Genomic DNA, 24,255 nt, shown 5'->3' with positions numbered 1-24,255 from the left:
ATTTAGCAATGTATCAATTTACCAATCTAGTGGCGTAAACAGAGTCTGAACAGTATTTTTATTGGTATATTCTTAGATCGTTATATTGGTAAATTTTCTAAGCGTTTTTTTCAGCGATTTTATTTTCGATCGTTGTGTAGAAATCATCAAAAGTGACCATTTTTTTAAAGTCCGCTTCTCCCAGTTTAACCCCGAAATTAGATTCGATCACCACAACCATATCAATATAATCCAGGCTGTCTAAGCCCAGTGTATTTTTAAGGTTTGCTTCATTGCTGATTTCGTCGCCGTCCACCTCGAATTCATTGATCAGAAAATCATTAACAATGGCAACAATTTTTTCCCTTTCCATGTATTTAATCAAATTTTTTAACAATTAATGCGGAATTGGTTCCCCCAAAGCCGAAAGAATTCGACAAAAATACGTCAATTTTTTGACTTTTCGTTTCGGAGATCAAATTTATCTTTTTCGCCTCATCATCAGGGTTTTCCAGATTGATATTCGGTGCTACGAAGTCATTCTGCATCATCAGTATAGAATAGATAACTTCGCTTGCCCCTGCCATCCAGCATTCATGTCCCGTCATAGATTTGGTGGAACTTACGGGAACTTCTCCGCCGAAAATCTCATAGATGGCTTTTGCTTCATTGGAATCACCAATCGGTGTAGAGGTTGCGTGGGCATTGATGTAATCTATATCGTCAGTTGCTAATCCGGACTGTTTCAATGCTCTGTCCATCGCCAAAGCAGGCCCGTCCACATTAGGAGTGGAAATGTGTCCGCCATTCGATGAAAACCCATAGCCTATAATCTCGGCAATAATAGGTGCGCCTCTTTTCTGAGCAGATTCTAAGCTTTCAACAATTAACGTTGCTGCACCACCACTTGGGATCAGCCCGTCTCTTCCTGAGTCAAATGGCCTTGATGCTTTTGCCGGCTCATCTTCTCTTACTGAAAAAACACCTAATCCGTCAAAACTGGCCATGGAATATGTATTGGTTTCCTGTGCACCGCCACATACGATCATATCCTGCATTCCGCTTTTGATCATCATATAGGCCAGCCCCAAAGAATGGGATCCGCTTGCACAGGCCGCACTGATGGTAAGGTTAATTCCTCTCAGCTTAAATATGGTGGAAAGATTCATTGTCACTGTAGAATTCATAGACTTGAAGATGGCTCCTGAACCCATCAATGTGGTATCTTTTTTTTCTCTGGCAATATCAATGGATTCTATCACTGCCTTGGAAACACTGTCGTTCCCATATAAAATCCCAACCTCATGGTTATCAAGATAATCCTGATCAAGACCGGCCTGCTTTAAAGCATCGATGGTAGCAAGATAGGCATACTCACTTTCTTCTCCCATGCTTATGCGCTGCCTCCTGTTCAGATGGTTTTTCAGGTCCGGTTTCGGGACAACGCCGGTAAGGCCCGATCTGAAACCAAACTCTTTTCTTTCTTCTACTAAAGCAATACCGGATCTTCCCTGGTAAAGGGAGTCTTTAACTTCTTCCAAAGAGGTCCCGATGCAGGAATAGATTCCCATTCCGGTAATTACAACCCTGTTTTCCATTCTGTTAAATTTAACAATCTATTTAAAATGTACCAATGTATCAGTTTACCAATGTATCAATGACATTTTCCTTCGTCAACGTGACAAGATTGGTAGATTGGTAAACTGATACATTGGTAAATTGTTACATTAATTAAGAGTAAATTCCGCCATTAATATTAATGACTTCTCCTGTGATGTATGAAGCTTTTTTTGAGGCTAGAAAGGCTACTAAATCTGCCACCTCTTCTGCTTCTCCAAATCTGTTTGCGGGGATCATTGCTTTCAGTTCATCTTCATTGAATTCCTGTGTCATATCTGTTTTTATGAATCCCGGCGCCACGGCATTTACCGTTATATTTCTTTTAGCTACTTCCTGAGCAAGAGCTTTTGTAGCTCCTACCAATGCTCCTTTTGCTGCTGAATAATTAGTCTGTCCTGCGGTTCCCTTCACTCCTGAAACGGAAACCATATTGATGATCCTGCCATATTTATTACGTAACAATTTCTGAATAAAGAAGTTCGTTACATTGAAAAAGCCATTCAGACTGGTATTGATCACACTGTTCCAGTCTTCATTTTTCATCCACATGAATAATCCGTCTCTTGTAATACCGGCATTATTTACAATAACCTCTACAATTGCATCTGAATTTTTCTCCTGCCATTCTTCCAGCACTTTTTGGGTTTCTTCGGCATTTCCTACGTCAAACTTTAAAATCTCTCCGGTAGCTCCAAGTTCTTCAACTTTCGCCAGTGTTTCTTTTGCGGCCGCTTCATTGGAAGTATAGTTGATCAGCAGATGATAATTTTTCTCTTCAGCCAATTTTATACAGATCGCTCTTCCTATACCTCTGGAACCTCCAGTTACAATTGCACATTTCATGGGTTAGTTTTTTTACTTTTTCAATCTTTTTATTACAGACAAGCTTCTTCAAAAGATAGTTACATGGTCTTTAAATATTTTTTTACTTCTTCAAGATAAGGATACATCACCATATCATCCGAGAAGGCAGGAATAATTTTTCTTATCTCATCATACAATGTTTTTGTAGAAGAAGATACTTTATCCTGAAAGCCAAGATATTCAATGGCCTGAATAATAGTAATGGCTTCGATAGTCAATACTTCAAAAGCATTTTCTATCACTTTTCTGCAGATCACCGCAGCATTGGTCCCCATGCTTACAATATCCTGGTTATCATTATTATTAGGTATGCTGTGGACATACATTGGGTTTGATAACATCTGGCTTTCAGCAGTAGTAGACGTTGCCGTAAACTGAACTCCCTGCATCCCGAAATTAAACCCTAATTTACCTAAATTTACAAAGGGGGGCAAAATTTCGTTAATTTTCGAATTTAACAGGTAATTTAGCTGCCTTTCAGCTAGCATCGTCAGCTTAGCAGCTACCAACTTCAATTTGTCCATCTCCAGAGAGATATAATCTCCATGAAAATTCCCGCCATGATACACATGCTGATCTTCCATATTGATGATCGGGTTATCATTGGCAGAATTGATCTCATTTTCAAGCACTTTCTCTGTATACTCAAGGGTATCCAGCACAGGCCCTAAGATCTGAGGGACACATCTTAAGGAATAATACTCCTGAACTTTATCTTTGAATACTTTTTCCTGCTCTTCAAAATGGGTATAAAGGTGATCTTCCCTTTTTCTGATCAGTTTACTGTCAGATAAATGAGCTCGCATTCTTTCCGCAATTTTCTGCTGCCCGTAATGCTTTTTTGTGCCATTTAACGCTTCTGATAAATGATCATCGTATGCCTGAACAATTTCATTGATGGCACAGGAAAGCTTTATGGAAATATCGATCAGCTGATTGGTTTTACAGGCATTTACTATTCCTATTCCTGACATCACCGATGTCCCGTTCATTAAAGCCAATCCTTCCCTGATCTCCACTTTTACAGGCTCTAAGCCTTCTGTATCAAATACTTCCTTTGTTGATCTTCTTTCTCCTTTATAGAAGACTTCGCCTTCACCAATAAGGACTAATGCCAGATGCGCCAACTGGACCAAATCCCCGCTTGCGCCTACTCCTCCATGCTCAAAGATCAATGGTGTAATATTTCTGTTAATTAATTCTTTAAGTAGATTAATGACGGAGACATGCACTCCTGAATTCCCTAATGATAATGTATTCAGTCTCGCCAGCATACAGGCTTTTACTTCTGCGGCAGGCAATGGGTTTCCGATTCCTGAAGAGTGGCTTCTGATCAGGTTATACTGTAACTGATGCTTGTCTTCATCATTGATCTTAAACTGAGCCATCGGCCCAAAACCGGTATTGACACCATATATTACTTTATTTGTTGAAAATTCTTTTAAAAACTGAAAACTCGCGTTCACTCTGGTCAAAAGCGCATCATCCAGTTCTATATTTTCATTTTCAATAATGATCTTCTGAAAATCCTTCAGCCCTAAAAATTTATTTATTTTCATCAATTAAAGTAATAATAGATAATTTTATAAGATATTAATTAATTGTCATTAATTTTGCGGCAAAGATATAAGTTATTATTAAAATAAAAAATCAAAGATGAACAAAGAATTTGTTGATGTTCTCGTAATTGGAGCAGGGCCTTCCGGATGCGTATCTTCTTCATACTTAAAGAAGAACAACGTCAACGTAAAGGTTGTTGAAAAAACAAAATTCCCCAGATTGGTAGTAGGCGAAAGCCTGATTCCAAGGGTAATGGATCATTTTGATGAGGCCGGGCTTTTCCCCGCTCTGGACAAAATGGGTTTTGAGAAAAAACTGGGTGCCCGCTTCCTGAGGGGTGACGAGGTCTGCATTTTTGATTTCAGTGATAAATTCGGAGAGGGATGGGACTGGACGTGGCAGGTACCGAGAGCTGATTTTGATAATACACTGGCACAAGAAGTCATTAATAAAGGAATTGATCTTGAATTCGAAACCGAGGTTACTGATATCAAGTTTAATAGCACCAATTCTATCACTACTGTGATCAATAAAAACGGGGAAGCTAAAGAAATCCATGCAAAATTTGTCATTGACTCCAGCGGCTACGGCAGGGTTTTACCCCGTTTGCTTAATCTGGAAAAACCATCTAAACTTTCTCCTCATTCCGCAATTTTTTCTCATGTGAATGACATTAACCGTGAAGAAGGTGTGGAAGGAACCCTTATCTCTTTTGATATCATTGAAACCGAAGTCTGGCTTTGGGTAATTCCTTTTTCGGACGGAAATACCAGTGTAGGAATTGTAGGTCCTACAGATTATATTGAAAAATTATCTGAAAACGGAGATACAACGGAGGCCTTGAGAAAAGCAATTTCTTTATCTGATTATTATGTAAAACGTTTCGGGGATGTGGATTTCCTGTTTGAACCAAAGCACCTGAAAGATTATTCGTGTTCTGTGAAGAAATTATTCGGAGACGGATTCGCATTAACGGGTAATGCTTCAGAATTTTTGGATCCTGTATTCTCTTCGGGAATGGCTTTTGCAACGGAATCGGGGATGCTTGCCGCAAAATTAGCCTTACGGCAATTGAACGGTGAAACCATAGACTGGCAAAAAGAATATTCTGATTATATATTATATGGAGTGGATGTTTTTACTACATATGTAAAAGAATGGTACACCGGAAATCTTCAGGAATTATTTTTCCACAGGCCTGAAAATGAGGATGTAAAAAGAAAGATCTGCGCCGTACTGGCAGGATATGTCTGGAATAAGGATAATCCGTTTGTAAAGAAACACGACACAGTCATTAAAAACCTTGCGAATCTCATTAGAATGGAGAAAGAACAACAATAAATAGTTTCGGCGGCCTTTGGCCGCCGAAACTATGAATTAAATCATCTTAAATCAATAAAAGTTACAGGTTTTCTGCTGTTTGGATTGTTAACAATTTTAAACAATGCTTCAAAATCTACTATCTCAATTTTAGGGCTCACTCTCAATTTGGCACGGAAATGATCCCTGATTTCATTCACAAATCCTTCATCTTCATTCTCCGTACTTACTTTAATAATGATCTCATCCAAACCGATCTCATTGGACTGAATAACGATCTGATAACATAAAATGGCACTGAAATCATTCAGAATATCATTCATGGCAGGCGGATATAAAGTAGTTCCCTTATATTTGATCATCTGTTGTTTCCTGCCAATCACCGGCCCCAGACGCATTGTATTTCTTCCGCATTGACAAAGTTCATGATGAGCTTTTACAATATCTCCTGTTTTAAATCTTAATAAAGGAATGGCTTCCACTCCTAAAGTAGTGATCGTCAACTCCCCGGAATCTCCTTCCTTTACGGGGTTTTCATTATCATCAAGGATTTCTGTAATGATCAGTTCCGGGTGATGGTGCCCGCCAACCTGAAACTCACATTCCGTAAAGGCCGTGCTCATTTCTGTAGAAGCATAGGTTGAAAAAAGCCTGATATTCCACTTTTCTTTTATCTTTTGCGAAAGGATATTATCCGTAAAATCCTGGTTCTTGATGCTTTCCCCGATGCAAACTGCTCCATAAACGCTCGAGTTTTTATAATCCAGCCCGTGCTTTTCAGCATAATCGATCATTTTCAATAAAAAAGAAGGAACCGTGATCAGGTATTTAGGCTTATATCTGAATATAGAGTCCCATTGAAGCTCCGGGATCCCGGGGCCCATTCTCACGACGCTGGCTCCCATTTTCCTTAATCCTAAAAAATAAGCAAGACCCGCCATAAACCTCTTATCGATAGTAGTGATCATCTGCACTACATCCCCTTTCTGTATTCCGGCACAGGCAAATGAAATAGCCTCATTATATGCCAGCCTTTCAAGATCATTATCTGATAAGCCGAAAGTAACCGGATCACCTAAAGTCCCTGAAGTTGTACTGTAGTCCACAATTTTTTCATCAGGAATACAGAAAAAGTCATGGTTATATTGCTGAAGATCGTTTTTCGTAGTGGTCGGGATTTTCTGCAGATCTTCTAAAGATTGAACATCCGAGATATCGATAGTATTCTCTTTAAATAACCTTTGGTAAAAAGGAGAATGGTTATCTAAATAAATTAAAAGTTCCCTGAGTTTTTCCTCCTGAAACTTTCTAATTTCCTGAATAGTTGATTTTTCAATTGATGGATAAAATTCCAATGGCTTTAATTTTAAGCAACAAATTTATTAAAACTTAAATATACTTCTTTTATTCTTTTCCCATAGATCACACGATTTCCACAGATAATTGTGTCTAAAATCTGCGCTATCTGCTCAATCTGCGAGATAAATAAAAAGCTGCTGTCAATATTAATCTCAACCTTTACAACCATTCTGGAAGTGAAGTTTTTAATAGACAGAACCTAAATAAAACATATATCATAAACCGACAAAATTCACTAAATTTGCAAACTTAATTAGTCATCGATTTTTGAGATATTTACAATGAGCCAATTTAAAGAATATAAAAACCTCAACCTTATTGATATAGCCGAGAATGTATCGGAATTCTGGAAACAAAATAAAACATTCAGTAAAAGTGTTGAAATTCGTGAAGGGAATCCTGAATTTGTATTTTATGAAGGTCCGCCTTCAGCAAACGGAATGCCCGGAATTCACCACGTAATGGCAAGAGCGCTGAAAGATATTTTCTGCCGTTTCCAGACCCAGAATGGGAAGCAGGTTTTCCGTAAAGCGGGCTGGGATACACATGGGCTTCCTGTGGAACTGGGTGTAGAAAAAGAATTAGGAATCACGAAAGAAGATATTGGCAAAAAAATCTCCATTGAAGATTACAACAAGGCATGCCGTGAAGCGGTAATGCGTTACACGGACGTGTGGAATAACCTTACGGAAAAGATCGGATATTGGGTAGACCTTGATGATCCGTATATCACCTACAAGTCAAAATATATGGAAACTGTATGGTGGCTGCTAAAGCAGTTGTACACTAAAGATCTTTTGTACAAAGGCTATACGATCCAGCCTTACTCTCCAAAAGCAGGAACAGGACTTTCTTCACACGAGCTTAATCAGCCGGGAACTTACCGTGATGTTTCGGATACTACCATTGTGGCTCAGTTCAAAGTAAAAAAAGAATCTTCAGAATTATTCAGTAATGTTGACGGAGAAGTAAGCATCCTGGCATGGACGACCACACCATGGACTTTGCCTTCCAATACTGCACTTGCCGTAGGAAGAGACATCGAATATTACCTGGTTAAAACATTCAATCAATATACTTTCGAACCTATAACAGTTGTTTTATCAAGAATGCTTTTACCAAAAGTATTCGGTAAAAAATATGCTGAAGGAACCGAGGAGGATTTTGCCGGCTACACTCCGGAAAGCAAGATTATTCCATACACAGTTTTAAAAGAATTTACCGGAGAAAAACTTGCCGGAACCCAATATGAACAGCTGATCCCGTGGTTTACTCCGGATGAGACTCCTGAAAAAGCATTCAGAGTGATCTTAGGAGATTTCGTAACGACAGAAGATGGTACGGGCATCGTTCACATCGCTCCTACTTTTGGTGCCGATGATGCCAGAGTGGCTAAAGAAGCCGGAATTCCGCCAATGTTGGTGAAAGATGAAAATGACAACCTTGTTCCATTAGTAGATCTGCAAGGTAAATTCATTGTTGGGGACAATGTCCCGGAAGTATTCTCAGGAAAATATATCAAGAACGAATATTATGATGAAGGAACCGCCCCTGAAAAATCCTGGGATGTAGAGTTGGCGATCCTTTTAAAAACTGAAAACAAAGCCTTCAAGGTAGAGAAATATGTTCATAGCTACCCACACTGCTGGAGAACTGATAAGCCTGTACTATATTATCCTTTAGATTCATGGTTTGTAAAAATGACTGCCGTAAAAGACAGGCTGGTCGACCTAAATAAAGAGATCAACTGGAAACCAAAGGCTACAGGAGAAGGACGTTTTGCGAACTGGCTGGAAAATGTCAACGACTGGAACTTATCCCGTTCAAGATACTGGGGAATCCCATTACCCATCTGGAGAACCGATGACCTGAAAGAGGAAATGATCATAGGTTCCGTAGAAGAATTATACAACGAGATCGAAAAATCTGTTGAAAATGGATTGATGGCGGAAAACCCGTTCAAAGGTTTTGTGACCGGAAATATGTCTGAGCAAAACTATGCTCTGGTTGACCTCCATAAAAATGTGGTTGACCAGGTAGTTCTGGTTTCGGATTCCGGAAAACCGATGAAACGTGAAAGCGATCTTATTGATGTTTGGTTCGATTCAGGAGCTATGCCTTATGCACAGTTGCATTATCCTTTCGAGAATAAAGAATTAATTGACAACAATAAAGCCTTCCCTGCGGATTTTATCGCAGAAGGAGTTGACCAGACCCGTGGATGGTTCTATACGCTTCATGCGATCGGAACTGCCGTATTTGATTCGGTGGCATACAAAAATGTAATGAGTAACGGGCTTGTTCTGGATAAAAACGGCCAGAAAATGTCAAAACGTTTAGGAAATGCTATCGATCCGTTCGAGACACTTTCCGTTTATGGGCCGGATGCAACGCGTTGGTACATGATCTCCAATGCAAACCCTTGGGAAAATCTGAAATTTGATATTGAAGGAATTGATGAAGTAAGGAGAAAATTCTTCGGAACGCTTTATAATACCTATTCATTCTTTGCTTTATATGCGAATGTTGACGGGTTTAACTATTCGGAGAAAGAGGTGGAAAACCGCCCTGAAATTGACCGTTGGATCCTTTCCGAACTCAATCTTTTAATTAAGGAAGTAAAAGCATTCTACGAAGATTATGAACCGACAAGAGTAGCAAGGGCGATCAGCACTTTCGTGAACGATAACCTGAGCAACTGGTATGTAAGATTATGCAGAAGACGTTTCTGGAAAGGAGATTATACGGAAGATAAGATCTCTGCTTATCAGACGTTATATACCTGCCTTGAAGTAGTGGCTAAATTATCAGCACCCATTGCTCCGTTCTTTATGGATCAACTGTATCAGGATCTGAATAAGGTAACCGGAAAAAAAAATTGCCAATCCGTACACCTCACAGACTTCCCTGTTGCAGATGAAAGCCTGATCGATCAGGATCTGGTTGAAAAGACGCATTTGGCCCAGAACATTACCAGTATGGTTTTCTCCTTAAGAAAGAAGGAAAACGTAAAAGTACGCCAGCCATTACAAAAAGTATTGGTTCCTGTATTGGATTCCAAAACGGAAGAGCAGATCCTGGCAGTTGCAGAACTGATTAAACAGGAAGTAAATGTAAAAGAGTTACAATTGATCAATGCAGAGGAAGCCTCTCATTTAATTGTAAAACAGATAAAACCTAATTTCAAAGCGCTCGGCCCTAAATTAGGAAAAGACATGAAAACGGTTGGAGGAGCAATTGCCGATTTTTCTCCGGAGCAGATCTCAAGCCTTGAAAAAGAAGGAAAAATAGATGTTCAGGGATATGAGATCACCCTTGAAGACGTTGAGATTTCCACTAAAGATATTCCCGGCTGGACGGTAACTTCTGATGGAAAAACAACTGTGGCATTAGATTTGACGTTAACTGACGAGTTAAAATCTGAAGGGATTGCAAGAGAGTTCATTAACAGAATTCAAAATCTAAGAAAAGACAAAGATTTTGACCTGACTGACAGAATTAATATCTTCATGGAAGAAAGCTCACCCTTCCTTCATGATGTTCAGAAAAATGAACAATATATTTCATCAGAAGTCTTGTCAAATAAAATAGAAATTGTATCTTCACTTTCAAATTTTAACGAAATCGAAATAGATGAAGTTACTTTTAAAGTAAATGTTGAAAAATATTAACGTTTAATTGTTGTATTTCAAATTCCATTTCATAAATTTATTAAAAAAGAGAAAAGAACATGTCAGACGAAAGAGTAAGATATAGTGATGCTGATTTACAGGAATTTAAGAAAATCATTCACGAAAAGATTGCAAAAGCAGAGAAAGATTTAACATTGATCAATGAAAGCTTTATCAATGACCAGAATAATGGGACAGATGATACTTCCCCTACTTTCAAAGCTTTTGAAGAAGGTGCAGAAACACTCAGCAAAGAGCAGAATGCAATTTTGGCAGGAAGACAGGAAAAATTTATTCGTGATCTGAAAAATGCTTTGATAAGAATTGAAAATAAAACTTACGGAGTTTGCAGGGTAACCGGAAAATTAATTCCTAAGGAAAGGCTTCTGGCTGTTCCCCATGCTACATTGAGCATTGAGGCGAAAAATATGCAAAAATAGCCGTAAGGCCAACAAATAATTTTGGGTTTATATTGTATTCTTTAAATACTTTATAAACCTGATTTTTAATATATATCCATGAGCGAATATTTGATTTTAGGGATCATCCTTGTTATTGTTTTATGGTTTTTCAACAGAGAATGGATCAAAAACAGATTCTTTCCGGACAAACAAAAGAACTATACGATCGATGATCAGTTTAACTCTGATAAACGTGAAAGAGAGAAAGAAATAGATAAGCTTTTAAGCAAAATGGGCAAAAACGGCATCAATGACCTATCTCCCAAAGACAGGAAAAGGCTTGATGAATTGTCTAAAATGTAAAAATCCAGACCGATAAAAATGGAATCTATAATCGTACACACCAAAAATGCAATGGAACTTAATGCTTTGAAAAGTGTTTTGAAAGAAATGAACATCCGTTTTGAAAAATTCCATACCAAAAATACTCATCATAATCAGAAGACAATCAAGAAAATTGTCGATAAGAAAAATGAGAAAATAGCAAAACCTTCTAAACCAAAAGGATTGTAATAAAATCGCAGAAAAAGGCGATTCCTTAAGACCTACAAAACAATTCTATTCTCCCTTATGAAAAAGATATTAGCTGTAACTTTCCTTATACTATTAATTGATCAGGCTTCAAAAATTTATATTAAAACCCATTTTAACCTGGATGACAGCATCTCTGTTTTTCCGGGCTTCAAGCTTACTTTCGTAGAAAATCCCGGTATGGCCTACGGACTTCATTTTGGGGGGATCATTGGCAAATATTTCCTTGTCATTGTAAGAATATGCCTGATTGGAGGGATGGTCTACCTTTTCAAAAAATGGCTTCAGAGAGGCGAATCGAATTATCTCCTGATTCCTATGGCAATGATCTTTGCAGGAGCAATAGGCAATCTCATCGACGGAATGTTTTACGGACTGATATTCGACAGCGGAACCGTCTATGATCCCAGCATCGACCGATGGATCGGCTATGGCGGAGTTTCTAAGTTTGTTCCTTTCGGAGAAGGATACTCTACCTTCATGAAGGGCTGTGTGGTTGATATGCTCCACTTTCCTCTGGTAGACTGGAATGTGCCTGAAAATGTACCGCTAATCGGCGGAAAGCATATTGAGTTTTTCAAATATATTTTCAATGTTGCGGACTCAGCAATCACCATAGGGGCAGCTTTATTATTAATTTTCAGAAAAAAAGCTTTCCCAAACGGCCTTGAATTTTAAAAGAATCCTCACAGATGAAAAGATTAATCAAAACTCTGTTTAAAATTTTCCTGCTTTTTATGATTGCAGGAATTATTTTTATTGCCTTCGCCAATTACAGCATCAAAAAACAAAGTGATCCGTTTGTATCTTTCAACATTTCGGAAATTCCCGTGGCTAAAACAGCTTTACTTCTCGGGACCAGCAAAACCCTGAGCAACGGAATGCCTAATGCTTATTTTTCTAACAGGATACAGGCTGCCACAGATCTGTATAAAAGCGGAAAGATCCAATACATCATCGTAAGCGGAGATAACAGTAGGAAAAATTACAATGAACCTGAAGATATGCAGCTGACTTTGATGCAGCATGGCATTCCACAGGACAGGATCTTTATGGATTTTGCAGGGTTCAGGACTTTGGATTCTGTGGTAAGGGCAAAGGAGATCTTCGGGCAGACAAACCTGGTCATTATTTCACAAAAATTCCATAATGAAAGGGCTGTGTTTTTAGCCAGAAAGAATGGAATAGAAGCTTATGGTTATAATGCGCCGGATGTTAATAAATATGCAGGGCTGAAAACCAATGTGCGTGAATATATTGCCAAAGCGAAGGCATATTGGGATCTTGTTCTGGGTGTTGAGCCTAAGTTCGGTGGGGATAAAATTCTGATTCCTTAATATTTTTTCTACCGCAGATCAAGCAGATTACGCAGATTTTTTGTCAACACTCATAAATTTATTGAATAATTTCAGCTTTATTTCATCCACAGATTTGCACAGATAAATATATACAAACATCTGTGTAAATCTGTGAGATCTGTGGGAGGAAAAAAGTATCCAAAACCATTTTTTTAATTAAAACATAGAAAATCCACGTAAACCCATTAAATTTGCAATTCATTAATTTTTATAAATAATTAAACAATGTCAAGAATTCTTACCGGCATTCAAGCCACCGGAACCCCACACCTTGGAAATTTATTAGGTGCTATTATTCCTGCAATTGAGCTATCAAAACAGGAAGGAAACGAATCTTTTTTATTTATTGCAAATCTGCATGCTTTAACGCAAATCAAAGATGCAGCGGTTTTAAAACAGTATACCTACGAAATAGCTGCGGCTTGGCTTGCTTGTGGGCTGGATACGGAGAAAACATATTTTTACAGACAAAGCGATATCGCCGAAGCCTGTGAACTCTCTTGGCATTTATCATGTTTTTTTCCTTACCAGAGATTAACGCTTGCTCATTCTTTCAAAGATAAGGCAGACAGGCTTCAGGATGTGAATGCCGGCCTGTTCACCTACCCTATTTTAATGGCTGCGGACATTTTATTATACGATGCAGAGATCGTACCTGTAGGGAAAGACCAGCTTCAGCATCTGGAAATTGCACGTGATGTAGCTGTGAAATTCAATAATCAGATGGGAGATATATTGGTACTTCCACAGGCTGAGCTTCAGGAAGACACTAAATATGTTCCGGGAACGGACGGGCAGAAAATGTCTAAGTCCAGAGGGAATATCATCAATATTTTCTTACCTGAAAAAGAGCTAAAAAAGCAGGTAATGAGCATCGAAACAGACTCTAAAACCCTTGAAGAGCCGAAAGACCCTGAGACTGATAAAGTTTTTGCGATCTATCAGCTGGTTGCTACTCCTGAACAGACCGAAGAATTAAGAGCAAAATATCTGGCCGGCAATTTTGGTTATGGACATGCCAAAGCTGAGCTTTTAAATTTAATTCTAACCCGTTTTGCCAAAGAAAGGGAAACATTTAACTATTATATGACCCACCTGGAAGAGCTGGAAGCAAAGCTCCAGGAAGGGGCAGAGAAAACAAGGCCGATCGCTTTGGAAACCATCAAAAGAGTGAGAGGAAGTTTAGGAATTTAATAGCTTCTTCTCGTTACCCATAAAAAAAAGCCTTTCCAATGGAAAGGTTTTTGTCTTCTATATCTTTTCGAACTCCCTCTTTTCTTCGGAAGTAAGATTCATATCATCCATGAGTTTATCTTTAGACGGCTTGAGGGTCACAAAATAAAACACTATAAGAGCGGATAGCATAAGAAATGCCAGGTTATATTCCATCATATAAAATATGACCCCGGACATCGCCGGCCCTTCAATAAGAGCAAACCTTATAATCAGTGCCTGCCGGATCTTTGTAATTTTAACTGACAAAGGATCTTTAAGCTCTATTCTATTTCTGAATGAGTGATACAGGAAATTACTGGCAAAAATACCGGCGATCATAAGTGTTACCATCAGAATGAGAAGCGGATTCCTGAAATCAAAATCGAAACTTTTTCCGGGTTCCATCATATACATCATCCCTCCTACTATCACCATACCAGCCAGCAGGGCAAAGAAAATCGTATTGGCTTGCTTTAAAAATGAAGCCGGGCTCATGTTATTATACTGAGTTTCCATATTATAAATAATTTTTTATCTGTAAAAGATGTTTAACAGTTTTCAGGCCTTCTTCCTGCCTGTTCTCATTTAAGGCATCAAAAAAAATCACATCTATCCCGTACCTTTGTGCGCCCACTACATCCGCAATCCAGTCGTCTCCTATCAGCATGCTCTCCTCTTTAGTAGCATTAGCCAGCTCTAAAGAATATTTAAAAATCGCAGGATCAGGTTTCCTTACGCCTACAGAATCAGCACTGGTTATGGTATTGAAGTATTTTGCAATTCCTGACAAAAGGCATTTTCTTTCCGTTACCTCCTGAAAACCGTTGGAAATTACATGCAATGTATAGTTTTTAGACTTTAAATATTCTAAAATAGATTCTGCTCCTTCCACCAGTTTGTTATGATTAAGAATCTTATCTAAAAAATGCTCTTCAAAGTACATCGAAAGTTCTTCATCATCTACGCCGAAATGTTTAAAAGTATCATAAAAACGATGTTTTCTTAAATATTCTTTATCAATAAGACTATCTCGTATCTTCTCCCAAAGGTTCTCATTGATATCATGATATACAGCATGGAATCCCTCAAAGTCGATGGCATACTTCAAGGTGATTTCCAGTTTTCCGAAAAGGTCTTTGATGGTAAGATAGGCATTTCTGCGGTGATCCCAAAGCGTATTGTCGAGATCAAAAAAAATGTGCTGAATTTTCATACAGCACAAAATTACTCAATTTAATTTTTGGAAATCGGATAATTCTTATTCCTGGTCTTTACTACTTCCAGGTTTTTCGAAAAACTGAGCAAAAAATCAACGGTTTGTTTTTTCGGTTTCAAAGTTTTCACTTTTAAGGAATCATTTTTTTTCATAGGCGAACGTATGTTTTTCCTTAAAACGAGAAATAATAAGAATTATTATCTTGTGAGTATAATATTATTCTCATCCATGATTTTTCTCAGGTTGATGAGGGCATACCGTACTCTTCCAAGGGTTGTATTAATGCTCATATCCGTATGGTCTGCGATTTCTTTAAAGCTTAACCCGTCAAAAAACCTCAGCTTGATCACTTCCTGCTGATTTTGTGGCAGAAACTGCAGCATTCTCAGGAGGTCTTCCTGGATCTGATTGGTTACCAGCTGATCTTCGATATTCTCCGAAGGCTCTCTTATCAGGTCGAAAATAGAATATTCATCCGTTTCAAAAGTTGTTTCTGAAACTTTGATATTTTTGGATCTCAATCTGAAATAATCAATAATAAGATTATGTGCGATTCTTTTTGCCCAAAGGATAAACTTTCCTTCTTCGTTATAACGCCCTTCTTTCAACATGATGATTATTTTCATGAAGGTATCCTGAAAAACGTCGTTGGCAAGGTCTTCATCATTAATTTTGTAAAAAATGAATGTAAACAGTTCTCTCTGATGACGATGAATAAGAGTTGATAATGCTTCTTCGTCTCCTTTCTGATAAAGGGAAATTAACAGGCTATCCGATTTTGATTTCATAACTTTCTTCTCAATATAATATACTTGTAGACAATTTAACTTCCAGATATTTTATCTGGCTTCAACTGCATATACAAAACAATTTTATAGAGTAAAGTCTAATCAATAGGCGGTACATTTATTTGTGGATGTAAATATAATAATTTTTTAATAACTGTTAATCAATTATTAAATTTTTCCAAAAAATATTTAAAAAAAATCATTTAAACATATCATGAATAAATACCGTTGGAATATTTAGTGTGAAATTAACATTTATACCTTTAAGCTGCTTGCCGTTCAGTTCAGCATTTCCGATAGGAAAAGCATACCCTCCGGTAAGATCCAGAATCCCGAAAAGAGTAACCCCAACCTTTGGTGCCAGATATTTATTAGTACCTTCCGCCCCTACTAAAAAATAATAGGAATGATAAAAATCCACATCTTTTTGAAAATTGAGCAATACATCCACCTGCAGTTTCGGCATGATCGCAAATTTGGAATTCGTAGAGCCCATTAACGCAGAACCACCCAATCTGTATATCACATCATCATTCTTAAGAAAAAGCAACTTCCCTCCCACTTCTCCAAAACTCTGATTCTGGTACACATATCCTGCACTGATCATTTTATGCATCGTATATTGGGCGTTTGAAAATGTTCCCAGGAAAAATACAAACAGAGCGGTTATTGCCAAACGAAAGTTCATCATCATAAATTTATTTAAGTGTAAAAATAAAAAAAACTGCCTTATCCGGTAGATAAAGCAGCCTTTTATTTATACTTTGTGAAGAAATTAAATTCCGAAAGAAGCTTTAATTTCGTCTACTTTGTCCAGTTTTTCCCAGGTAAAGAATTCAAGATCTTTCAGGGTAATCTCACTCTTTTGTCCTTTATTGAAGGTTCTGTCTGCCACATAATGCTCTCTCCCCATATGCCCGTAAGAAGCGGTTTCCTGATAAATAGGATTTCTCAGTTTTAGGTTTTGCTCAATAGCATAAGGTCTTAGATCAAAGATCGAAGAAACTTTTTTAGCGATTTCCCCATCATTAAGACCAACTTTTGAAGTTCCGTAAGTATTGATGTATAACCCACAAGGCTCAGCAACACCAATCGCATAAGAAACCTGTACCAAAACCTCATCAGCAACACCAGCCGCTACTAAGTTCTTGGCAATGTGCCTTGTTGCATAAGCAGCACTTCTGTCTACTTTTGAAGGATCTTTTCCTGAGAAAGCACCCCCTCCGTGAGCTCCTTTACCACCGTAAGTATCAACGATGATCTTTCTTCCCGTAAGTCCTGTATCTCCGTGAGGTCCGCCAATTACAAATTTTCCGGTCGGGTTGATATGGTATTTGATCTGATCATTGAATAATGCCTTGATCTCTTCTTTTTGCTTAGCAACCACTCTCGGAACAAGAATATTCTTGATATCCTCACGGATTTTGTTCAACATTTCTTCTTCACTCCCGAAATCATCATGCTGGGTAGAAACTACGATAGAATCAATTCTTACCGGCTTATGATCGTCAGAATATTCAATTGTAACCTGGCTTTTTGCATCCGGACGAAGGTAAGTGATGTCTTTATTTTCTCTTCTGATCGCAGAAAGTTCTTTAAGAATAGTATGTGCCACATCCAAAGCTAAAGGCATATAGTTTGCCGTCTCGTTTGTAGCATACCCGAACATCATCCCCTGGTCTCCCGCACCCTGTGCATTAGCTTTACTTTCAAAAGATTCATCCACTACTGCTCTGTCAACTCCCTGATTGATATCCGGTGACTGCTCATGGATCGCAGAAATTACCCCACATGAATCTCCATTGAACATGTATTCACCTTTTGTATACCCGATTCCGTTGATCACCTCTCTGGCAATAGTCTGCACATCAAGATAAGCATCAGATTTCACTTCTCCGGCCAAAACTACCTGTCCTGTTGTAACAAGGGTTTCGCATGCCACTTTTGAGCTTTTATCATATGCAAGGAAATGATCGATTAGAGCATCGGAAATCTGATCGGCGATTTTATCCGGATGTCCTTCTGAAACTGATTCAGACGTAAATAAATAAGACATATTATTCTTTGTTTTTAGATTAAAATTGATGAAGAAAAATGTGAATAAACTGCCTGGAAAGCTCAAAAAAGAAATACTGTTTTAGCATTTTTTTATAGAGGTTGCAATCAGGACAAATTTTTCCTCGTTAATAAACGTTGGCAAATTTAAGCACTATTTTCCTAATACTCAAAATTTTTGCGCGTTAATTATAATTTTCTTTAAATTAATGATTTATACCTTTTTGAAAGAAAAAAATTATTGCGGCTTTATGCTTACAAATTCCTTTGGATTTTCGTTATAATTCAGTTTTTCTTTCAAAGAAGCCTTAATAGAGCCTGATAATTCATCAATGATCTTTTGTTTAAATGTCGGCTTATAATAGATAATACTTATTTCTCTGTATGGAAAAGGTTTCTTAAACCTGAATACATTCTTTTTCTGTTCTTCGGACAGCTGGCTTAATGCTAATTCCGGCAAAATACTTATTCCCCCTACTTTGTCCACCATATGCACCAGTGTCTGGATATTGGATGCCAGGAAATCCAGATTTTTAGGCTTTAAAGTATTTTCTTTCAAATGACAGATATTTTCAAACTGGTTCCTTAAACAGTTTCCTTCTTCAAGAAGCCATACCTTTTCAACATTTAATTCTTCAGGAATGATGTAAGAATTTTTCTTATTGGCTTCCGTATTCGAACTGTAAATCATCAGTTCTTCATTGAACAGAAAATCCTGATAAAATTCGTCAGCACTGTCATAAGGAGTAGAAATAATTCCTGCGTCCAGCTCTCCGGCTTTCAGAGCCTTAATAATATTATCCGTGGTCATTTCCTTTACATTCATCTGGATTTTCGGATTCTCTTCCAAGAACCTGAAAATCTCGGTAGGCAATATAAAAGATGAAACCGTAGGAATGATTCCCAGGTTAATTGTTCCGCCTAAAATATTATTCAGCAGGTTGGCTTTATTCTTTAGTTCATTGACAGATTCTATAATTACCTTAGCCTGATCTATGATCTGCAATCCTACATCTGTAGTACGGATAGGGTGTGTAGTCCTGTCAAATACCTTTACATCCAGTTCATCCTCAAATTTTTGTATCATTGCACTCAGGGTAGGCTGCGTAATAAAACATGCCTGTGCCGCTTTACCAAAATGTTTATACTTATCTACGGCGATAAGATATTCCAATTGCTGAATGTTCATTTGATTAATATTATCTATTACAAAGATATGATGTTTTTGCTATTGGCAATTAAAAATTGAGGTAAATTTGAGAAATTATTATGTTTAATCACCCTCTTTAAAAGAGAAAGCAGTATTCAAATCATAACTATATGGATTCTAAAAAATTAACATCAGGCAGCGGCGCTCCATACTATGAGCACCAGGATTCCCAGACAGCGGGTCCAAGAGGACCGGTATTGCTACAGGATTTTATGCTGCAGGAGAATCTGGCCCATTTCGTAAGGGAAAGAATCCCGGAAAGAATTGTGCATGCTAAAGGAAGCGGGGCATATGGGAAATTCACCGTAACCCATGATATAACAAGGTATACCAAAGCAAAATTATTTTCAAAAGCAGGAAACACCTGTAAAATGTTTGCCCGCTTTTCTACTGTAGGAGGCGAAAAAGGAAGTGCAGATACGGCAAGAGATCCGAGAGGGTTTGCCTTAAAATTTTATACGGAGGACGGGAACTGGGATCTGGTAGGAAACAACACTCCGGTATTCTTTATTAAAGATGCTAAAAAATTCCCGGACTTTATCCACACCCAGAAAAGAATCCCTAAAACCAATCTGAAAAGCGCCACCATGATGTGGGATTTCTGGAGCCTGAATCCGGAATCCCTTCATCAGGTCTTAATCCTGATGTCTGACAGAGGTACCCCTTACGGATATAGGCATATGCATGGCTTCGGTTCCCATACTTTCTCCATGATCAATTCCGATAATGAAAGAGTCTGGGTAAAGTTCCATTTGAAAACAAAGCAGGGAATTAAAAACTTCACCAACGAAGAGGCCGTAAAAATGGCAGGCGAAAATCCGGACTTTGCCCAGGAAGATCTTTGCAATGCCATTGAAAATGGGGATTTTCCTAAATGGACCCTGTACATTCAGGTAATGACCGAAGAGCAGGTAAAAGAATTCAGATGGAATCCGTTCGATATTACCAAAGTATGGTTCCAAAGTGATTTTCCACTCATTGAAGTTGGTGAAATGGAGCTGAATGAAATCCCGGCTAATTATTTTGCTCATGTAGAGCAATCTACATTTTCCCCAAGCAACCTTATTAATGGTATAAGTTTTTCTCCGGACAAGATGCTCCAGGGAAGATTATTCTCTTATCCGGATGCACACCGGTACAGAGTAGGAGTCAACGCTCATCAATTAGAAGTGAACCGGTGCCCGTTTGTGGTCAACAATTATCAGAGGGATGGATTTATGGCCGACTCCCAAGATTATGGGGATCAGCCCAATTATTACCCGAACAGTTTTGATGATATCAAACCGGATCCAGCGTATAAAAGTTTTGATTATGAACTGGACAGCACTCATGTGGCTCATTATAACAGGAATGAAAATGATGATGATCACTATACCCAGCCGGGCCTTTTATATACAAAGGCAATGAATGCTGAAGACAGGGAACACCTCATTCATAACATCGTTGAAAGCATGAAAGGGATTGACGGGCCAAAGAAAAATGAGATCATCAACCGGCAATTATGTCATTTTTTCAGAGCAAACATTGAGCTTGGCATGAAAGTAGCTTTGCAACTAAATATTAATATAGATGCAAATATGATGAATCACGCAAAATAAGCATCTTGAATAATAATTCAAATTAAAAGGAAAAAAAGTCAACATTTTTTCCTTTTTTTTGTAAAAAATTCATAATTTGCAGACGAAAGGATTTTAAAGTGGAAAATGGACTACAAAAACACATTATTAAAAAAGGAAGATAAATTATCTATAATTACAATAAACAGACCTGAAAGTTTAAACGCATTAAATGCCGAAACCATTCAGGAAATCAGTACATTACTGGACGAATTGAAGGCCGATAACTCCTGCAGAGTGATCATCATTACAGGAAGCGGCGAGAAGTCCTTTGTTGCCGGTGCTGACATTAAAGAATTTAGTGATTTCGGACAGGAAAAAGCAGAAGAACTGGCCAGAAACAGCCAGAATATCCTGTTCAACAAAATTGAAAATATGTCTAAACCCGTAATTGCTGCCGTAAACGGATTTGCATTGGGTGGCGGACTAGAGCTTGCTATGGCGTGCCACATCAGATATGCATCTGAGAATGCCAAATTGGGGCTTCCGGAAGTTACTTTGGGATTAATCCCGGGGTACGGAGGGACTCAAAGGCTTCCGAAGCTTATCGGAAAAGGCCTTGCCAACGAATTGATCTTCTCTGCCAAGATGATCCCCGCTCAAAGAGCAAAAGAGATCGGACTGGTAAATGAGGTATATCCTATTGAAGAATTATTAACTAAAACAAAAGAATTAGCAACCCTTATTGCCAGAAATTCACCCATGGCAATATCCAAGGCAATAGATGCCGTAAACCTATCGGACACAGACAAAGGATTTGAAGCTGAAATCAAATATTTCGGACAGCTTTTTGAAATGGACGATAAAAAAGAAGGAGTTTCTGCTTTTATGGAAAAAAGAAAGCCGAACTTCTAAACCCTTAATACAAATTATTTCGAAAAAAACAATGCTGTGAGGTATGAATAAGTTTGACAAGGCTTATCTAAAAATGGCTCAGGAGTGGGCAAAACTATCCTACTGCAAAAGAAAGCAGGTAGGAGCTCTTATCGTAAAAGATAGGATGATTATTTCAGATGGTTACAATGGTACTCCTTCAGGATTTGAAAACTGCTGTGAGGATGAAGAGGGAAAAACACACTGGTATGTGCTGCACGCAGAAGCTAATGCAATATTGAAATTAGCAGCTTCTACGCAATCTGCAAAAGGTGCAACGTTATATTTAACGCTTTCTCCGTGCAAGGAGTGTAGTAAACTGATCTTGCAGGCGGGAATTACCAGGCTAGTGTACATCAATGAATATTCGGATGATGACGGAATATCATTTTTAAAAAACCATAACATTGAAATAGAACAAATATCAGAAAGTGAATTAAAAAAATAACACAACATGACTTGGGATGAAAAAATTAAGGATTTTGAAATCTTTCTTCGTTTCGAAAGAAATTTTTCAGAAAACACTCTCGACGCGTATGTACGAGACATCAAAAAACTAAAAGAATACGCAGAAGAAGATCTGGCAAACGTCGGCCCAGATATTATAGGGTATGAGAATCTGCAGGAGTACATCTTCAATCTTTCCAAACAAAAGTTCAGCGAAAGATCACAGGCAAGATGGATATCTTCCATAAAGGCTTTCTTCAAATTTTTACTTGAAGACGAGTACCGTGAAGATAATCCGGCAGCACTGCTTGAAGGACCAAAATTAGGATTGTATCTTCCCGATACTTTAAGCCTTCCTGATATTAATAAAATTATCAGTGCTATAGAGGTAAATTCGGATCTGGGAAAGAGAAACCAATGCATTATTGAGGTTCTTTACGGATGCGGACTTCGTGTCTCAGAACTTATTGATCTAAAAATTTCAAACATTAATTTCTACGAAAATTATATCAAAGTACACGGAAAGGGAAATAAGACCCGTTTCGTTCCTTTGGCTGATTATACTGCGGAATTATTGAAAAGCTATATTCAGGAAGTACGTTCCAAGAATAAAATCAATAAGAAATACGAAGACACTTTGTTTCTTAACAGCAGAGGGACATCTATGTCCAGAGTAATTGTATTTCTTATTATTAAGGAGCTTACAGACAAGGCGGGGGTAAGCAAAAAAATATCTCCTCACACCTTCAGGCATTCATTTGCCACCCATTTATTGCAAAACGGAGCTGATTTGCGTTACATCCAGGAAATGCTGGGACATTCGAGTATCACTACAACGGAAATCTATACTCATTTGAAAACAGAAGAACTCAGGGATGTAATTTTAAGCTATCATCCGAGAAATATTAATGTTACTCAATGAAAATATTAAAATACTGCCCCAGCTGCAGTAGAGATTCTTTACATTGGGACGGCGAAAAGAAATGGAGCTGTCCCAATTGTAATTTTACCTTATACAACAATGTTGCCGGAGCTGTTGCCGTAGTTATAAGATGCGGTGACGAAGTGTATCTTACCAGAAGAAACAGGGATCCTAAAAAAGGAAAACTGGATTTGGCAGGAGGTTTTGTGGATCCGAAGGAAAGCGCAGAAGAAACCTGCAAAAGGGAACTCTTCGAAGAGCTGCAAATGCATATTGACATTTCAAAACTGAGATACCTGGCAAGCTTACCAAATGTTTATCAATACAAAGAGATCGATTATAATACCATTGACCTGTTTTACGAATATAATGTTCCGGAAAAATTTGAGGTAAGCCTTGAACTTTCCGAAATTTCAGAAGCACAGTGGATTTCTTTAGCGGAAATTGACCTTGATGATATTGCTTTTGATTCTCAGAAGATATTTTTTGAACAGTATTTGAAAACCATATAATTTTCGGACCACAGATTTCACGGATTTACACAGATGTTTACGCATAGTTATCCGTGCAGGTTCATGAAATCTTTGATGGTTTTTGTTTTTGAATCCTTAATATTTTTTAAGGAATAATTCCGTTTGCCTAGGCATTACTTTTATATTCCCGCAGAATTTATACATGAACGTCTGTGTAAATCCGTGAAATCTGTGGTTTTTTATCCTTTAAATATCAGTACGTTTTTAAATTCAGCATTTCCTGAAAATAATTAATCAATAATATTCTTTCTGCTTCAGATAGGTTGGCCTCTGTATGATAGACTATATAACCCGGCATAGGCATTGCTTTGCTCCGAATGGACTGAATAGATTTATCAAGCATACTTTCTTTCAAATCCTTGTTATAAGTTTCCCAAATAGAAAAATTAAGATGTTCTCTACCTTCATTCACATGGTTTTTCACGGACCAGGAAACGGGAGCTATATAAGCATATTTGGGATAAACTGTTTCATTTGAATGACAGTCATAGCAGGCATTTTTCAGAAGTTTCGCTATATTGACTGGTGTTTTTTTAGAATCAACAAAATTGGCTGCATGATCGACCGGCTTATTCACCCTGTCAACCGGGATGAACTGAATCAATGCAAAAGCCACTACAATCCAAAGTGCAATTTGTCTTAATCTTTTCATACCAA

The 24,255-nt window shown here is 37.9% G+C and carries 25 protein-coding genes; 13 read left to right on the top strand and 12 right to left on the bottom strand.

All coding sequences use genetic code 11. The features are described 5' to 3' along the window. Positions 1-97: 97 nt before the first annotated feature. The 4 genes from HNP38_RS16515 to hutH form a co-directional block, all read right to left on the bottom strand. Positions 98-352, bottom strand: coding sequence for an acyl carrier protein (locus HNP38_RS16515; RefSeq protein ID WP_184191560.1), 255 nt, complete (start codon positions 350-352; stop codon positions 98-100). A 4-nt stretch (positions 353-356) separates the two neighbouring features. After that, positions 357-1,577: a beta-ketoacyl-[acyl-carrier-protein] synthase family protein gene (locus tag HNP38_RS16510; protein ID WP_184191558.1), complete on the bottom strand. Its 1,221-nt coding sequence runs from the start codon at positions 1,575-1,577 to the stop codon at positions 357-359. Positions 1,578-1,710: 133 nt separating this feature from the next. Continuing rightward, the gene (gene fabG, locus HNP38_RS16505; RefSeq protein ID WP_184191555.1) at positions 1,711-2,442 is read right to left on the bottom strand and encodes a 3-oxoacyl-ACP reductase FabG; all 732 of its coding nucleotides are present in this window, start codon (positions 2,440-2,442) and stop codon (positions 1,711-1,713) included. Positions 2,443-2,501: 59 nt separating this feature from the next. Continuing rightward, positions 2,502-4,022 carry a histidine ammonia-lyase gene (gene hutH / locus HNP38_RS16500; RefSeq protein WP_184191553.1) on the bottom strand — a complete coding sequence of 507 codons (1,521 nt, stop codon included), beginning with the start codon at positions 4,020-4,022 and terminating at the stop codon, positions 2,502-2,504. A gap of 97 nt (positions 4,023-4,119) precedes the next feature. Here hutH and HNP38_RS16495 point away from each other — a divergent pair, with 97 nt between their 5' ends. Continuing rightward, complete coding sequence (locus HNP38_RS16495; protein WP_184191551.1) at positions 4,120-5,364, top strand: NAD(P)/FAD-dependent oxidoreductase; 1,245 nt, start codon at positions 4,120-4,122, stop codon at positions 5,362-5,364. Positions 5,365-5,405: 41 nt separating this feature from the next. Here HNP38_RS16495 and HNP38_RS16490 read toward each other — a convergent pair whose 3' ends face one another. Continuing rightward, positions 5,406-6,698, bottom strand: coding sequence for a phenylacetate--CoA ligase family protein (locus tag HNP38_RS16490; RefSeq protein ID WP_184191549.1), 1,293 nt, complete (start codon positions 6,696-6,698; stop codon positions 5,406-5,408). 285 nt (positions 6,699-6,983) lie between these two features. Between HNP38_RS16490 and ileS the strand changes: the two genes are divergently transcribed. The 7 genes from ileS to trpS all read left to right on the top strand — a co-directional run bounded on the left by ileS (position 6,984) and on the right by trpS (position 13,917). Continuing rightward, positions 6,984-10,373: an isoleucine--tRNA ligase gene (ileS, locus tag HNP38_RS16485; protein WP_184191547.1), complete on the top strand. Its 3,390-nt coding sequence runs from the start codon at positions 6,984-6,986 to the stop codon at positions 10,371-10,373. 59 nt (positions 10,374-10,432) lie between these two features. Continuing rightward, on the top strand, positions 10,433-10,813 hold the full coding sequence (locus tag HNP38_RS16480; protein ID WP_184191545.1) for a TraR/DksA family transcriptional regulator: 381 nt from the start codon (positions 10,433-10,435) through the stop codon (positions 10,811-10,813). Positions 10,814-10,891: 78 nt separating this feature from the next. Beyond that, on the top strand, positions 10,892-11,137 hold the full coding sequence (locus HNP38_RS16475; RefSeq protein WP_184191543.1) for a DUF6576 domain-containing protein: 246 nt from the start codon (positions 10,892-10,894) through the stop codon (positions 11,135-11,137). 18 nt (positions 11,138-11,155) lie between these two features. Beyond that, entirely contained in the window at positions 11,156-11,347 is a 192-nt protein-coding gene (locus HNP38_RS16470; RefSeq protein ID WP_184191541.1) for a DUF2683 family protein, read from the top strand. Between the two features lie 57 nt (positions 11,348-11,404). Beyond that, entirely contained in the window at positions 11,405-12,043 is a 639-nt protein-coding gene (locus HNP38_RS16465) for a lipoprotein signal peptidase (protein WP_184191539.1), read from the top strand. Between the two features lie 14 nt (positions 12,044-12,057). Next, the gene (locus tag HNP38_RS16460; protein WP_184191537.1) at positions 12,058-12,702 is read left to right on the top strand and encodes a vancomycin high temperature exclusion protein; all 645 of its coding nucleotides are present in this window, start codon (positions 12,058-12,060) and stop codon (positions 12,700-12,702) included. A 246-nt stretch (positions 12,703-12,948) separates the two neighbouring features. Next, the gene (trpS, locus tag HNP38_RS16455; RefSeq protein ID WP_184191535.1) at positions 12,949-13,917 is read left to right on the top strand and encodes a tryptophan--tRNA ligase; all 969 of its coding nucleotides are present in this window, start codon (positions 12,949-12,951) and stop codon (positions 13,915-13,917) included. 57 nt (positions 13,918-13,974) lie between these two features. Here trpS and HNP38_RS16450 read toward each other — a convergent pair whose 3' ends face one another. The 6 genes from HNP38_RS16450 to HNP38_RS16425 form a co-directional block, all read right to left on the bottom strand. Next, complete coding sequence (locus HNP38_RS16450; RefSeq protein WP_184191533.1) at positions 13,975-14,454, bottom strand: hypothetical protein; 480 nt, start codon at positions 14,452-14,454, stop codon at positions 13,975-13,977. 1 nt (position 14,455) lies between these two features. After that, on the bottom strand, positions 14,456-15,151 hold the full coding sequence (locus HNP38_RS16445) for a YjjG family noncanonical pyrimidine nucleotidase (RefSeq protein ID WP_184191531.1): 696 nt from the start codon (positions 15,149-15,151) through the stop codon (positions 14,456-14,458). Positions 15,152-15,351: 200 nt separating this feature from the next. Further along, on the bottom strand, positions 15,352-15,942 hold the full coding sequence (locus HNP38_RS16440) for an RNA polymerase sigma factor (RefSeq protein ID WP_184191529.1): 591 nt from the start codon (positions 15,940-15,942) through the stop codon (positions 15,352-15,354). A gap of 199 nt (positions 15,943-16,141) precedes the next feature. Further along, on the bottom strand, positions 16,142-16,633 hold the full coding sequence (locus HNP38_RS16435) for a hypothetical protein (protein WP_184191666.1): 492 nt from the start codon (positions 16,631-16,633) through the stop codon (positions 16,142-16,144). Between the two features lie 84 nt (positions 16,634-16,717). Continuing rightward, positions 16,718-17,998, bottom strand: a complete 1,281-nt coding sequence (gene metK / locus HNP38_RS16430) for a methionine adenosyltransferase (RefSeq protein WP_184191527.1) — start codon at positions 17,996-17,998, stop codon at positions 16,718-16,720. A gap of 237 nt (positions 17,999-18,235) precedes the next feature. Further along, the gene (locus tag HNP38_RS16425; protein ID WP_184191525.1) at positions 18,236-19,186 is read right to left on the bottom strand and encodes a LysR substrate-binding domain-containing protein; all 951 of its coding nucleotides are present in this window, start codon (positions 19,184-19,186) and stop codon (positions 18,236-18,238) included. 131 nt (positions 19,187-19,317) lie between these two features. Between HNP38_RS16425 and HNP38_RS16420 the strand changes: the two genes are divergently transcribed. From HNP38_RS16420 to HNP38_RS16400, 5 genes are all read left to right on the top strand, one after another. Next, on the top strand, positions 19,318-20,805 hold the full coding sequence (locus tag HNP38_RS16420; RefSeq protein ID WP_184191523.1) for a catalase: 1,488 nt from the start codon (positions 19,318-19,320) through the stop codon (positions 20,803-20,805). Between the two features lie 105 nt (positions 20,806-20,910). After that, positions 20,911-21,678 (top strand): enoyl-CoA hydratase/isomerase family protein, encoded by a 768-nt coding sequence (locus HNP38_RS16415; protein WP_184191521.1) that lies wholly within the window; start codon positions 20,911-20,913, stop codon positions 21,676-21,678. A gap of 43 nt (positions 21,679-21,721) precedes the next feature. Continuing rightward, complete coding sequence (locus HNP38_RS16410; protein ID WP_184191518.1) at positions 21,722-22,144, top strand: deoxycytidylate deaminase; 423 nt, start codon at positions 21,722-21,724, stop codon at positions 22,142-22,144. A 6-nt stretch (positions 22,145-22,150) separates the two neighbouring features. Beyond that, positions 22,151-23,065: a site-specific tyrosine recombinase XerD gene (gene xerD / locus HNP38_RS16405; RefSeq protein ID WP_184191516.1), complete on the top strand. Its 915-nt coding sequence runs from the start codon at positions 22,151-22,153 to the stop codon at positions 23,063-23,065. Further along, a complete protein-coding gene (locus HNP38_RS16400) occupies positions 23,062-23,577 on the top strand; it encodes an NUDIX hydrolase (RefSeq protein WP_184191514.1) in 516 nt (171 codons plus the stop codon). Before xerD ends, HNP38_RS16400 begins: the two co-directional genes overlap by 4 nt. Positions 23,578-23,791: 214 nt before the next feature. Here HNP38_RS16400 and HNP38_RS16395 read toward each other — a convergent pair whose 3' ends face one another. Beyond that, positions 23,792-24,250 (bottom strand): heme-binding domain-containing protein, encoded by a 459-nt coding sequence (locus HNP38_RS16395; RefSeq protein ID WP_184191512.1) that lies wholly within the window; start codon positions 24,248-24,250, stop codon positions 23,792-23,794. Positions 24,251-24,255 lie beyond the last annotated feature (5 nt).

The organism is Chryseobacterium defluvii (genome assembly GCF_014204415.1).
Classification (GTDB): domain Bacteria; phylum Bacteroidota; class Bacteroidia; order Flavobacteriales; family Weeksellaceae; genus Chryseobacterium; species Chryseobacterium defluvii_A.
Note: the sequence above shows the minus strand (reverse complement) of the source record. Positions and strands in the feature narration are given on the sequence as shown.